This window comes from Pseudomonas gregormendelii (assembly GCF_017114825.1).
Taxonomy (GTDB): domain Bacteria; phylum Pseudomonadota; class Gammaproteobacteria; order Pseudomonadales; family Pseudomonadaceae; genus Aquipseudomonas; species Aquipseudomonas gregormendelii.
The window spans coordinates 1-13,301 of the sequence record NZ_JADEVO010000018.1 but is presented as its reverse complement, the minus strand read 5'-3'; the positions used below and the strand labels follow the sequence as shown (position 1 = coordinate 13,301).

At 59.4% G+C, this 13,301-nt stretch carries 16 protein-coding genes; 13 read left to right on the top strand and 3 right to left on the bottom strand.

The features are described from left to right. Complete coding sequence (locus tag IMW75_RS14150) at positions 1-456, bottom strand: flavodoxin (protein WP_045061414.1); 456 nt, start codon at positions 454-456, stop codon at positions 1-3. Positions 457-558: 102 nt separating this feature from the next. Between IMW75_RS14150 and IMW75_RS14145 the strand changes: the two genes are divergently transcribed. After that, entirely contained in the window at positions 559-1,017 is a 459-nt protein-coding gene (locus IMW75_RS14145) for a PAS domain-containing protein (RefSeq protein WP_205892965.1), read from the top strand. 72 nt (positions 1,018-1,089) lie between these two features. Further along, the gene (locus IMW75_RS14140; protein WP_122837544.1) at positions 1,090-1,695 is read left to right on the top strand and encodes a hypothetical protein; all 606 of its coding nucleotides are present in this window, start codon (positions 1,090-1,092) and stop codon (positions 1,693-1,695) included. A 1-nt stretch (position 1,696) separates the two neighbouring features. Here the strand turns inward: IMW75_RS14140 and IMW75_RS14135 are convergent, their stop codons facing one another. Next, positions 1,697-2,656 carry a MerR family transcriptional regulator gene (locus tag IMW75_RS14135; protein ID WP_205893023.1) on the bottom strand — a complete coding sequence of 320 codons (960 nt, stop codon included), beginning with the start codon at positions 2,654-2,656 and terminating at the stop codon, positions 1,697-1,699. A 211-nt stretch (positions 2,657-2,867) separates the two neighbouring features. On the opposite strand from IMW75_RS14135, the gene IMW75_RS14130 reads away from it, so the two are divergent. From IMW75_RS14130 to IMW75_RS14080, 11 genes are all read left to right on the top strand, one after another. Then, the gene (locus IMW75_RS14130) at positions 2,868-3,437 is read left to right on the top strand and encodes an antibiotic biosynthesis monooxygenase (protein WP_045061418.1); all 570 of its coding nucleotides are present in this window, start codon (positions 2,868-2,870) and stop codon (positions 3,435-3,437) included. Between the two features lie 225 nt (positions 3,438-3,662). Beyond that, on the top strand, positions 3,663-4,373 hold the full coding sequence (gene folM, locus IMW75_RS14125) for a dihydromonapterin reductase (protein ID WP_205892964.1): 711 nt from the start codon (positions 3,663-3,665) through the stop codon (positions 4,371-4,373). A 21-nt stretch (positions 4,374-4,394) separates the two neighbouring features. Next, complete coding sequence (gene folE, locus IMW75_RS14120) at positions 4,395-4,970, top strand: GTP cyclohydrolase I FolE (RefSeq protein ID WP_205892963.1); 576 nt, start codon at positions 4,395-4,397, stop codon at positions 4,968-4,970. Positions 4,971-4,972: 2 nt separating this feature from the next. Beyond that, on the top strand, positions 4,973-5,344 hold the full coding sequence (gene folX / locus IMW75_RS14115) for a dihydroneopterin triphosphate 2'-epimerase (RefSeq protein ID WP_045061421.1): 372 nt from the start codon (positions 4,973-4,975) through the stop codon (positions 5,342-5,344). Between the two features lie 96 nt (positions 5,345-5,440). Then, positions 5,441-5,737, top strand: a complete 297-nt coding sequence (locus IMW75_RS14110) for a DUF1244 domain-containing protein (RefSeq protein ID WP_045061422.1) — start codon at positions 5,441-5,443, stop codon at positions 5,735-5,737. Further along, positions 5,730-6,068, top strand: a complete 339-nt coding sequence (locus IMW75_RS14105; RefSeq protein ID WP_045061423.1) for a HopJ type III effector protein — start codon at positions 5,730-5,732, stop codon at positions 6,066-6,068. Before IMW75_RS14110 ends, IMW75_RS14105 begins: the two co-directional genes overlap by 8 nt. A gap of 175 nt (positions 6,069-6,243) precedes the next feature. After that, on the top strand, positions 6,244-7,494 hold the full coding sequence (locus IMW75_RS14100; RefSeq protein WP_205892962.1) for a 2-aminoadipate transaminase: 1,251 nt from the start codon (positions 6,244-6,246) through the stop codon (positions 7,492-7,494). A 189-nt stretch (positions 7,495-7,683) separates the two neighbouring features. Further along, positions 7,684-8,658, top strand: coding sequence for an amino acid ABC transporter permease (locus IMW75_RS14095; protein ID WP_045061425.1), 975 nt, complete (start codon positions 7,684-7,686; stop codon positions 8,656-8,658). 6 nt (positions 8,659-8,664) lie between these two features. After that, positions 8,665-9,456, top strand: a complete 792-nt coding sequence (locus IMW75_RS14090) for an amino acid ABC transporter ATP-binding protein (RefSeq protein WP_045061426.1) — start codon at positions 8,665-8,667, stop codon at positions 9,454-9,456. Between the two features lie 45 nt (positions 9,457-9,501). Continuing rightward, on the top strand, positions 9,502-10,335 hold the full coding sequence (locus IMW75_RS14085; RefSeq protein WP_082069232.1) for a transporter substrate-binding domain-containing protein: 834 nt from the start codon (positions 9,502-9,504) through the stop codon (positions 10,333-10,335). 161 nt (positions 10,336-10,496) lie between these two features. After that, positions 10,497-11,780, top strand: coding sequence for an NAD(P)/FAD-dependent oxidoreductase (locus IMW75_RS14080; protein ID WP_205892961.1), 1,284 nt, complete (start codon positions 10,497-10,499; stop codon positions 11,778-11,780). 184 nt (positions 11,781-11,964) lie between these two features. On the opposite strand, the gene trxB is transcribed toward IMW75_RS14080, so the two are convergent. Further along, positions 11,965-12,927 carry a thioredoxin-disulfide reductase gene (gene trxB, locus IMW75_RS14075; protein ID WP_122837533.1) on the bottom strand — a complete coding sequence of 321 codons (963 nt, stop codon included), beginning with the start codon at positions 12,925-12,927 and terminating at the stop codon, positions 11,965-11,967. Between the last annotated feature and the right edge of the window lie 374 nt (positions 12,928-13,301).

Here is a 13,301-nt window from a genome sequence, read left to right as displayed (position 1 = left end):
TCAGTTACGTAACGCCACCACCAGTTCTGCCAACCAGGGCTCGGCATCGGTTTCCGGGGTCACGCTCTCGCTGGCGTCCAGGCGCAGCATCGGCAGTACTTCACGAACGCCCAGCTCGCCGAACAGTTCACGCATCAGCTCACCACCGCCGCAAAAAGTATCGCCGTAGCTCGCATCGCCCAGGCCGATGACCGCACCCGGCAGACCGCGCCAGGCCGCCGGCAGCTGGTCGCGAATGGCGAAATAAAGCGGCTGCAGGTTGTCTGGCAGCTCGCCCATGCCAGTGGTCGAGGTTACTGCGAGCAAGGCTTCGGGGGCGAAAGCCTGCACATCAGCAAGCGTTGCCCGAGGGTTGTGCCAGGTGTCGAAACCGGCCTCCTTCAAAATGCCTGCCGCGTGACGAGCGACTTCTTCGGCAGAACCGTAAACCGAGCCGGAAAAAATGGCGACTTTCATCAATCTGATCCTAATGCTGAGTAATTAAGGAGGATATTACCAGCAGGCCCACAATGGTTTCTTTTAGAATGCGAAGGTCAATCAGAGAGGAAAGGATTCTCAATGATCAACGCCAAGCTGCTGCAACTGGTCATCAACGCCTCCAACGACGGTATCGTGATTGCCGAAAAAGAAGGCGATCAAGACACCATCCTGATTTACGTGAACCCGGCATTTGAACGCCTGACAGGCTATTCCAGCGAGGAAGTCCTGTACCAGGATTGCCGCTTCCTGCAGTCCGGCGACCGCGACCAAGACGCACTGGCGGTCATTCGCGAGACCTTGAGCACAGGTGGCTCATGCCGGGAAACGCTGCGCAATTACCGCAAGGACGGGACGCCCTTCTGGAACGAGCTGTCGCTTTCCACGGTAAAAAGCGAAAGCGACGGTATAACGTACATCGTTGGCGTGCAGAAGGACGTCAGCGCTCAGGTCAAGGCGCGGCAGCGCATTGCCCAACTTGAGACCCAACTGGCTGAAGTCCAGGCCGAGCTTGCCGCGCTGAAAGCGACGAACGGTTAAAACAAAAAGGCGAATTAATTGTCATTAACTACAATCACCGATGACTTTGTAACTATTTCTTTCGAGTAGATCATGCAACGCGACGCGCTCCTGACGCAGGATGAGCTGGATTTCATCCAGACCATGCAACACAACCCGCAACTGAACATGCGGGATGCGACGTCGAGCCTGTTGGTAAATGGTGGTTCGCAAATCCGTGATCTGCTCACGCGCCTGGCTGCGCACGAGCAAGTCACCATCCAGGCCAATTTCGAAAATCAGCAGATGACTTTTCCGTTGCACCTGGTCGAAGACGAATTCCATGCGCTTCACCTGCGCCTCGGCGTGCCCAGCATCTACGAAGACGGGCCGATGGTGAGGCCCTGGCGCCTGGTGCTTGAGGAGCCGGTAGCACTGGAAAACGCCAACGGCCAGCCAGGTACCCTGTGGGTACATGAGGTGTCGTTCAAAGGTGTTCTGCTGGAAGTGCGCAACAAGACCAAACCGCCGAAACACTTCGCCTTGTGGTTCAGCCCGTCCGGCTATGAACGGATCGCGTTGCGCGGAACATTCGAGAAAGAAACCGAAAGCGGCTTTTTTGCTTATCAGCTAAGTCAGAGCGACAAGGACGAAACCGAGCGGCTGCGTCAGTTCATCCTTCAGCAACATCGCCTGACCCACCCCGCCCTGCACCTCTGATTTAAGTATCGAGATTGCCCGCCAGAAATTGTTTCAGGCGCTGGCGCATCACCACACCTTCACTGCCCAGGCAACCGATCGACGACTCGGCCAGGCATTCTTGCGCCAGGTCAGACGCATCACCGGCGAGGAACAACTGACAATCCAGGCTCAGGGCCAGTCGATTCAGACGTCGAGGAAAGTCGGGGGCTGGCGCGTGATTAGACACCAGCACCGGTGCCTGCGGCTTGACCCGTTCGCAGACCAGGGTGAGTTCGTCAAAAGGCTGACCGATCGACAGGAACTGAATGGCCGAGTCGACATGGCTGAGGTACAGCGCCGTCACCAGTACCTCAAGCTCACGGGCCTGGTCGCCCAAGGCGCAGACAATCACCCGGCGCGGTTGCATGACGCGCATCAGTTGCATGCGCTGCAACACCCGGGAGCGCAGGAAACCGTCGAGAAATAGCCATTCGCTGGTTTGCCCGAACCCATCATGGCGCAGCAGCAACTGTTGCCACAGCGGCATGAGGATGTCCTGAAAGACCACCGCCAGTGGATAACTCGAAAAGATCTGGCCGTAGATCTGTTCCAGCAGCACTTCATCAAAACCACTGACCGCCGCCTGCACTTGCTGCTGCCACTGGGCATAGTCGGCGAGCACCAGTTCGTCAGGGATGATGTTCGCCAGGGCCTGGAGAGGTTCGGCCTTGGCCAGTATCTTGCCGACCTTGCTGACGGCTACACCGCGCTCGATCCAGCCGAGGATGCTGCGAACTTTTTCGATATCGGCCATGGAATACAGCCGATGACCGCTTTCGGTGCGCGTGGGCTGAAGCAGCCCATAACGGCGCTCCCAGGCACGGAGGGTCACCGGATTGATTCCGGTCAGGCGACAGACCTCCCGAATGGGAAACAGGTCTTCGCGCTCCAGCGAACGCGCTTGCAGCGTAGAAGCGGCGATGTCAGTCAATACAGGCATTTCGCGGCCCACGTCCTTGCAAGAATAGGCAGTCATCTTAGCTCTACTGCCCCCTGACCATTCAAGAAATTCATGAATGACCAAAGGCGCTGGTGAATTATCCAGAATCAGGAATAATCCTTGCTTGATTCAACGCGCAGCCCATTACCCCGGTGCTGCGCCTGGCGAATCTCCTACCCGGAGAGACGCATTTGTCTTACGGAGATACACAATGTCTACTTCCCCAGTCACGCTGATGGTTGCGCGTCGAGTCGCCGATGGGCGCTATCAGGACCTGATGGACTGGCTGCGCGAAGGCGAACAGCTGGCCACCGACTTCAAGGGTTATCTTGGCTCCGGCGTGCTTGCTCCGCCGCCCGGCGATAACGAATTCCAGATCATCTTCCGCTTCGCCGACGAGCAAACCATGCACGCCTGGGAGCATTCCGCCTCGCGTACAGCCTGGCTGGCGCGTGGCAGCGACCTGTTTGCCCACCCCAAGGAGCATCGGGTCAGCGGTATTGAAGGCTGGTTCGGCGCCGCAGGTGTACGTCCGCCGCGCTGGAAACAGGCGGTGGCTATCTGGCTGGCGTTCTTTCCGGTGTCGTTGTTGTTCAACTTTGTGCTGGAGCCGTTGCTGGGCGAGCTGAGCCTGTTGCCGCGGGTGCTGGTCAGTACGCTGTGCCTGACGCCGTTGATGGTTTATTTCTTCATTCCGCTGTCGACGAAGGTACTGGCGGGATGGCTGAGTGGTGATTCTGCTCGGCGGGTGGCGGTGAAGGCTTCTGCGCAGAATCATTGAAGCCACCACCACTCCCCTGTAGGCGCGAGCTCGCTCGCGATGGTGGCCAACGATGACGCGGGGCAACAGGGTGGCTGCCGCGACGTGCAGACCATCGCGAGCAAGCTTTGCTCCCACAGTGCTCAGGTCTCAGTACTCAGGCCTCAATCCCGGAGCCTCACAGGACGGAGGTAGATCCACCCCGGCGCTGGTATAGTTTGGCTCTTACCGCAAAGCGAGCCCGACATGACCTCTTGCGCAGCCCCAATCCTTATCACCGGTGCCGGCCAGCGAGTCGGCCTGCACTGTGCGCAGCGATTGCTCGAGGAAGGTCAGCCGGTCATCTTCAGCTATCGCACCGAACGCCCCGGTGTGCAGGCCCTGCGCGATCTGGGCGCCACGGCGGTGTTCGCCGACTTCTCCAGCGAAGCCGGGATTCTCGCCTTCATCGCCGAACTGAAAACCCATACGCACAGCCTGCGGGCCATCGTGCATAACGCCTCCGAATGGCTGGCTGAAACCCCCGACACCGACGCGCTCGCCTTCACCCGCATGTTCAATGTACACATGCTGGCGCCCTACCTGATCAACCTGCATTGTGCCGACCTGCTTGAACGCTCGAGCCCGGCAGACATCGTGCACATCAGTGACGACGTGACGCGCAAGGGCAGCAGCCGCCACATCGGCTATTGTGCGAGCAAGGCCGGGCTCGATAGCCTGACGCTGTCCTTCGCCGCGAGGTACGCGCCGACCATCAAGGTCAACGGCATTGCGCCGGCCCTGCTACTGTTCAACCCTGAAGACGACGCAGCGTACCGCGCCAAGGCCCTGGCCAAGTCCGCGCTGGGGATTGAACCCGGTAGCGAAGTGGTCTATCAAAGCCTGCGCTACCTGCTCGACAACCCTTATGTCACCGGCACGACCCTGACCGTCAACGGCGGACGGCACGTCAAGTAGACGGCCCCGCGAGGATGTTCCATGACTCTAACGCTACCCCGCAACGCCCTGTCCCAGAGCTATCGCGAGATCCTCATCGGCATTGGTGAAAACCCCGACCGTGAAGGCCTGATCGATACTCCTACGCGAGCAGCCAAGGCCATGCAGTACCTCTGCCATGGCTATGAACAGAGTGTCGAGGACATCGTCAACGGCGCGCTGTTTTCCTCGGATACCGACGAGATGATCATCGTTGCCGACATCGAGCTGTACTCGTTGTGCGAACATCACCTGCTGCCCTTCATCGGCAAGGCCCATGTGGCTTATATTCCGAATGGCAAGGTGCTGGGCCTGTCGAAGATCGCGCGGCTGGTGGACATGTTCGCCCGCCGCCTGCAGATCCAGGAAAACCTCACCCGGCAAATCGCCGATGCGGTGCAATCTGTGACCGATGCCGCCGGCGTCGCAGTCGTTATCGAAGCACGGCACATGTGCATGATGATGCGCGGCGTCGAGAAACAGAATTCGACCATGAACACTTCGGTGATGCTCGGCGCCTTTCGCGAGTCGAGCAATACCCGCCAGGAGTTCCTGCAATTGATTGGACGGAGCAAGTAGCAATGCCACAACTTCAGCCAGGAATGGCACGCATACGGGTCAAGGACCTGTGTTTGCGCACCTTCATCGGAATCAACGAGGATGAGATCCTCAACAAGCAGGACGTGCTGATCAACCTGACGATCCTGTACGCGGCCCAGGAGGCGGTGCGCGACAACGACATCGATCACGCGCTGAACTACCGCACCATCACCAAGGCGATCATCGCTCACGTGGAGGGTAATCGCTTTGCCCTGCTCGAACGCCTGACCCAGGAAATCCTCGATCTGGTGATGCTCAACGAATCGGTGCTGTACGCCGAGGTCGAAGTGGACAAGCCCCACGCACTGCGCTTCGCCGAGTCAGTATCGATAACGCTTGCAGCCAGCCGCTAGCTGCAAGTTGCAGGCTTGAAGCGGTAAACTGCGAGCCAACGCCATCCACTTTTTACAGCTTGAAGCGTGCCGCCTGGAGCTGCCTCAGAGATTCCTATGACCGATCAACAACGCCTCGAACTCGAAGCCGCCGCTTTCCGCCGGCTGGTGGCGCATCTCGATAGCCGCAAGGATGTGCAAAACATCGACCTGATGAACCTCTCCGGGTTCTGCCGTAACTGCCTGTCCAAGTGGTACAAAGCCGCCGCCGATGAACGCCAGATCGACGTCAGCCTCGATGACGCCCGCGAAGTCGTGTACGGCATGCCGTACGCCGAGTGGAAAGGCCAATACCAGCAAGAAGCCAGCGCCGAGCAACAGGCGGCGTTCGCCAAAGGAAAACCCAATGAGTGACTTGAACACCCTGCGCGCCAGCCTGCAGAGCGGCGAACACGTTTTTGCCGACACCCTGGCCTTTATCGCAGCGGGCTACGACTACCAACCCCAGGCCTTCAGCAACGGCGGCGTGGACAATGCTGCCGGCCAGAACGAAGGCTCGTGCAAGACCCTGGGCCTGGCGCTGCTGGAAGGCCTGAGCGATGAAGAGGCTCTGCTGGCGTTCGGTGAACATTACCGTTCGGTGCTGGCGACGCCCGAGGGCAGCGATCATGGCAATATCCGGGCGTTGATTGCCCACGGGCTGGCGGGTGTGAAGTTCAGTGCGCAGCCTCTGACTCGTCGCTGACCTGAAATCAAAATCAAAAGATCGTCCGGAGGCTCGGGCCGCGTTCGGACGATCTTTTGATCTTAAAAAACATCCCGACTTTTAAGATTAACCCGGCGACTTTATTTCGTTTGCCCGCCACCACCGCTCACGGCTTAGATAAAAAGAAGCATCCCTTCTTCAGAGTCGGTCACCCATGAGCAGCGAAAGCATCAGCCGTTCGATCAATGTGGTTCATCCCGTCACCCTCAGCCATGGCAAAAATGCCGAGGTCTGGGACACCGAGGGCAAGCGCTACATCGACTTCATCGGTGGTATCGGCGTGCTCAACCTCGGTCATTGCCACCCGCGCATCGTCGAAGCCATTCGCGATCAGGCCACACGGCTGACCCATTACGCATTCAACGCCGCCCCACACCAGCCCTACATCGATTTGATGGAGCGCCTCAGCGCCTTCATCCCCGTCGACTACCCCGTCAGCGGAATGCTCACCAACAGTGGCGCAGAAGCCGCAGAAAACGCCTTGAAGATCGTCCGCGGCGCCACCGGGCGTAGCGCCGTGATTGCTTTCGACGGCGCGTTTCACGGCCGTACCCTGGCCACCCTCAACCTCAACGGTAAAGTTGCGCCCTACAAGCAAAAAGTTGGCGTGCTGCCCGGGCCTGTTTACCACTTGCCCTATCCGAGCCACGACAATGGCGTGACCTGCGCTGAAGCCCTCAAAGCCATGGACCGTCTGTTCAGCGTGGAAATCGACATTGCGGACGTCGCCTGTTTCATCTTCGAACCGGTGCAGGGCGAAGCGGGCTTTCTCGCGATGGACCCGGCGTTTGCCCAGGCGCTGCGGCGTTTGTGCGATGACAAGGGTATTGTGCTGATCGCCGACGAGATCCAGTCGGGCTTTGGCCGTACCGGCCAGCGCTTCGGGTTTTCGCGCCTTGGCATCGAGCCGGACCTGATTCTGCTGGGCAAAAGCATCGCCGGCGGAGTGCCACTGGGAGCGGTGGTCGGGCGCAAAGCGCTGCTGGACGTGCTGCCCAAGGGCGGGCTGGGTGGCACCTATTCCGGCAACCCAATTGCCTGCGCGGCTGCGCTGGCGACCCTTGACGAAATGACCGACGCCCGGCTGCACAGCTGGGGGGCGCAGCAGGAAGAAGCCATCGTCAGCCGCTATCAGTCCTGGCACACCCGCCAGCTGTCGCCCTTCCTCGGGCGCCTGACCGGTGTCGGCGCCATGCGCGGCATCGAGCTGACTCATCCTGACAGCAGTCCGGCTGCAGCGCAGCTCACCCAATTGCTGGCCCTGGCGCGTGATGCCGGCTTGTTGCTGATGCCCAGTGGCAAGTCGCGCCACATCATCAGGCTGCTGGCGCCATTGACTACCGAGGCCGCCGTGCTGGAGGAAGGCCTCGACATCCTCGAGTCCTGCCTGGCACTACTGACCTGATGGCAAAATGAGCTCAGGGACTGACGTAGCGAATTATGGTCGCTTGCAGTCCCTGAATGTGCGTCGCAATACTCATTGAACACACCCGATTTCGAATGGTGGGAGCCGGCTTGCCGGCTCCCAAAGTTCAAATCCTGACCAACCTCATCTTATCAGCGAGATCATCACCATCTAAACGCCGAGGCATGCATGTATCACGACAATATAATTTATAAGAAGAAGTCCAACGATCCTCAATTCCTGCTCGGCGTAGCCGTTGTACTGTTCCTCGGCGCCTACCTGATGAACCTGGGCAACAGCGCCCTCGGTAACTTTCTGCATCCACTGCTGGGCAATGCCCCCGACAGCCTGACTACCCGCAACATCGCCATCGGCCTGGCCATCGCCGCGCTGGGGACGCTGAACTTCCACATCCTCGGACGCCTGAAGTTCAAGGTGCAGACCACAGTGGTCTGGATTGAACTTCTTATCCTGTTCCTAGCGTTCTTCGACACCTTCGACCTGTCCTACAGCTTCATCCTCGACAAGGTCGGTTTCCTGATCGTCCAAGGCGCTGCCACCACGCTGTACATCTCGGCGGTGGCGATCGTGATTGCCTTCGTGCTGGCGTTGATCGGCGCGGTCGCCAAGCTGTCGAACAACGGCCTGGCCAACGCCCTCGCCTCGTTCTACACCTCGTTCTTTCGCGGCGTGCCGTTGCTGATCCAGATTTACCTGATCTACCTCGGCCTGCCGCAGCTGGGGTATGTGGTCGACGCAGTCCCGGCGGGCATCCTCGCCTTGTCGCTGTGCTACGGCGCGTACATGACCGAGATTTTCCGCGCCGGCATCCAGAGCATTCCGGTGGGTCAGTGGGAAGCCTCCCGGGCGCTGAATATCAGCCCGTTCAAGACCTTGAGCCGGGTGATCATGCCCCAGGCGCTGCGCGTGATTATCCCGCCCACCGGCAACCAGTTCATCGCCATGCTCAAGGACAGCTCCCTGGTTTCGGTGATCGGCGTGTGGGAGTTGATGTACCTGGCCAAGACCCAGGGCCGGGCTGACTTCCGCCACCTGGAAATGCTGATCACCGCCGCGATGATCTACTGGGCGCTGTCGTTCATTCTCGAGCGGGTGCAGGCGCGAATCGAAAAACGGGTCAACCGATCCACGGCAAGAGGTTGATGGCTGATGACTCTCACCAGTACCGCAGAACGTCTCGACCTGGCCCCTGCTGCGCCAGCCAATCCCCCGATGATTTCCATCACCGGCCTGAACAAGTGGTACGGCAATTTTCATGCGCTACGCGATGTCGACCTGACCGTCGCCACCGGTGAAATCCTGGTGGTGTGCGGGCCCTCGGGCTCGGGCAAGTCGACGATGATTCGCTGCATCAACCATCTGGAGAATTTTCAGAAAGGCCAGATCAAGGTCAACGGCATCGTCCTCACCAGCGAGGCAGAAAGTGTCAGCGCCGTGCGCAGTGAAATCGGCATGGTGTTCCAGAGCTTCAACCTGTTCCCGCACCTCAGCGTGATGGACAACCTGACCCTGGCGCCGCAACTGGTGCAAGGCGTGTCGGCTGGCGAAGCGAAGAAGCGTGCGCAGGTTTACCTGGAGCGGGTGCGCATTGCCGAGCATGCCGACAAATATCCGTCGCAATTATCCGGCGGCCAGCAGCAGCGAGTGGCGATTGCCCGGGCGCTGTGCATGAATCCCAAAGTGATGCTGTTCGATGAACCGACCTCGGCCCTGGACCCGGAAATGGTCCATGAAGTACTGGACGTGATGGGCGAATTGGCTACCGACGGCATGACCATGATCTGCGTCACCCATGAAATGGGCTTTGCCAGCAAGGTCGCCGATCGCGTGCTGTTCATGGATCAGGGGCAGGTGATCGAACAGGCCACCCCGGCCGAATTTTTCAATAACCCGCAGACCGAACGTGCGCAGAAGTTCCTCTCGCAGATTATCGGTCACTGAACACCGCTTCGCCCGCCATAACAATAACGAGACATGGAGATGGATATGGTCAGAAGTAAACGCGTACTCACCCTCGCCGCCGCAATGTCGCTGTTGTTTGTCGGCGCCGCCAATGCCGGCGCGGTGCTGGACAAGATCCAGAGCAGCAAGACGATGACCGTTGCCACGTCGGCCACCTGGCCGCCACAAGGCTTCATCAACGACAAGAATGAAATCGATGGCTTCGATATCGATGTTTCGAAAGAAATCGCCAAGCGCCTGGGCGTCGAGGTCAAGTTCATCACGCCCGATTGGGACGTGATCACCGCCGGCAAGTGGAACGGACGCTGGGACATGTCCGTGGGCTCGATGACGGCAACCAAAAGCCGCGCGCGCATCCTCGACTTCCCGGGCACTTATTACTACGTGCCTTATGTCTTTGCCGTGCATGATAAGTCCACGGTCACGGACCACAAAGCCTTGAACGGCAAGACCATCGGCGTTGAAGGGGGCACCACTTCCGAGGACTTCCTCAACCAGGCATTGGCCATCGAAACCAGCGATGTGCCGCCCGTGGTGTACGACGTCAAGACCGAAAAAATGAAAACCTACGCCGGTTCCGTCGGGCCGCTGGACGACCTGCGCCTGGGCGATGGCGCTCGCCTGGACGCCATCCTTACCCAGCGCAGCACCCTGGATGCGGCGGTCAAAAAAGGCTACCCGCTACGCGCCGTGGACAACGTCGTCGCTTTCTATGAACCGCTGGCCGTGGCTACCGACAAAGGTGATCCGGAGTTGAAGGCCAAGCTGGGCACCATCATCGACGAAATGCACAAGGACGGCACGCTGACGAAATTGTCGACCAAGTGGTACGGCGTCGATTACTCGACCGTCAAGTAACCCGCTTCCCTTGTAGGAGCGAGCTCGCTCGCGATGGGCGTCAACGATAACGCGGGCAGCCTGAATGAACGCGGTGTCCATGGTTTCTCGCGAGCAAGCGCGCTCCTGCAGGGTTGAATGTGTGCGTGCATGTGCAGTCAACTATTTTCAAGGATCGACCCATGTCCTTCCCCAACACCTGGTACTCCCAAACCTCGCTGCCCCGCGCGGCCAGGCCTGAACTCAATACCGATGAAAACTGTGACGTGTGCATCATTGGTGCCGGCATCGCCGGCCTCACCGCGGCCCTGGAACTGACCCGACGCGGCAAAAGGGTGATCGTGCTGGAAGCCCATCAGGTGGCCTGGGGCGCGTCCGGACGCAATGGCGGCGTGGTCTCGCCGGGCTGGGCTGAAGGCTCGGGGGCCATTCGCAAGAAGCTAGGCCTGGATCAGGCCAGGGCACTGTTCCAGATGTCAGTCGAAGGCGTACAGATCGTGCGCAACAATATCGCCGAATTGGCGCTGGGCGGTTGCGAGCCGTCCGCCGGCACGATCCGGGTCAAGCGCTACGACGACGGCGCTGGCGTCAAGTCTCACATCGAAACGATGCGCCGCGACTTCGGCTACGAACTCAATTACCTAAACACCGCGCAGGTTCGAGAACGGGCTCACACCCAACGCTACTTCCAGGGCGTAGAAGACCCGAACGCCCTGCATTTTCACCCGCTCAATTACTGCCTGGGCCTGGCCTTGGCGATTGAAGCGGCGGGCGGCAAGGTTCACGAACACTCGAAAATGCTGGCCTGGCATCACGAAGGTGCGGACAAGTTGATCCGCACGGCTCGCGGCAGCGTACGCTGCCAGCACCTGGTGTTCTGCGCGGGCGGCTACGGTGGCCCGGAGCTGCAGAAGCTCAGTCGCGCCTACCTGCCGATTGCCACTTACGTGGTGCTGACCGAGCACCTGGGCGATTCGATCAAATCGGTGCTCGATTCCGGCGCGGCGTTTTCCGATGACCGTCGAGCTTCGGATTATTATCGGGTAGTGGAAGGCGATCGCCTGCTCTGGGGCGGACGCATCACCACCCGTAACGAACAGAATGAGCAAGCCCTGGCCGCCATGCTCAAGGCAGACATGGTCTCGGTCTACCCACAGCTGGCCCCCGTGAAAATCGAACTGGCCTGGTCCGGGCTGATGGGCTATTCAACCAACAAGATGCCCAACCTCGGGTGGCTGGAACGGGGTGTCTGGGCCTGTACTTCATTTGGTGGGCACGGGTTGAATACCGGTTCAATTGGGGGCCGCGTCATCGCTGAAGCGGTGTGCGGGGAAAGCCGGCGGTATGAGCAGTTCAAACCCTACTTGCTGGACTGGAACGGCGGGCCGTTTGGGCGGGTCGCGGCGAATGCGATTTATCAGTCGTTGAAGGTGATGGATTTCGTGCAGGAACGAATCAAGGGTTGAATTTGTAACGGATCTGCCTGTGGGAGCGAGCCTGCTCGCGATGGACGTCAACGATGCTGTGGGCTTCCTGGATAAACGGGTCGCATGGAGGTTTTTCGCGAGCAAGCTCGCTCCTACAGTTGAGTGTTGACAGGATTCACGGACAAAAAAACCGGCCGAAGCCGGTTTTTTCATTTCAACGCTCTCAGAACTTGGCGTTCTGCAGGTCGTCCAGGTAGCGCTCGGCATCCAGTGCAGCCATGCAGCCGGCACCGGCGGAGGTGATGGCCTGGCGGTAGACGTGGTCGGCCACGTCGCCAGCCGCGAAGATACCTTCGAGGTTGGTCGCGGTAGCGTTGCCTTCACGGCCGCCCTGCACAACCAGGTAACCATCTTTCATGGTCAACTGGCCTTCGAACAGCGAAGTGTTCGGCGTATGGCCGATAGCGATGAACACGCCGTCGACTTTCAGTTCGTCGAAGCTGCCGTCGTTGTTCTTCAGGCGCGCACCGGTCACGCCCATGTTGTCGCCCAGCACTTCGTCGAGCGTCGAGTTCAGCTTCAGCACGATCTTGCCTTCGGCAACGCGAGCGTTCAGCTTGTCGATCAGGATCTTCTCGGCGCGGAAGGTTTCGCGACGGTGGACCAGGGTCACTGTGCTGGCGATGTTGGCCAGGTACAGCGCTTCTTCCACCGCAGTGTTGCCACCGCCCACTACCGCCACTGGCTTGTTGCGGTAGAAGAAACCGTCGCAGGTAGCGCAGGCTGAAACGCCCTTGCCCATGAACGCTTCTTCCGATGGCAGGCCCAGGTAACGAGCGCTGGCGCCAGTGGCAATGATCAGGGCGTCGCAGGTGTAAGTCCCGCTGTCGCCGGTCAGGCTGTAAGGCTTGGAAGCAAAGTCCACGGCATTGATGTGATCGAAGACGATCTCGGTCTCGAAGCGCTCGGCGTGTTCTTTCATCCGCTCCATCAACGCCGGGCCGGTCAGGCCGTGGACATCGCCCGGCCAGTTGTCGACTTCGGTGGTGGTGGTCAGCTGACCGCCAGCCTGCATGCCGGTGATCAGCAGTGGCTTGAGGTTGGCACGTGCGGCATAGACCGCTGCGCTGTAACCGGCAGGGCCGGAACCAAGAATAATCACTCGCGAATGACGGACTTCAGACATGACCTGCTCCTGTTGACCGGCCTAAACAACTGGCGCGGAACGCCGGGTTGCCGGCGGGAATTAAAAAGGACCGTTGAAAGCACTTGGGGAAGGCTTGGGCTCGACAGTCCTGTAAAAAGAATGGGTGCAGCTTATCGAGGGGGCGAAGATTAAGGAAATACGCAATAACAATCCAGCTCATAGGTGGTCTCTATCCGGTACCGCGACTGTATAGACTAATTTGTTAAAGCTGATGTCGACGCTGACATGTAGTGGTCTAATGAAACCGGACACCCATTTAGGCGAGAATGCTCGCCAGATCGAGGTGTCAGATGACCAAACAACGCCGTTCCTTTTCCGCTGAATTCAAGCGCGAGGCTGCCGACCTTGTGCTC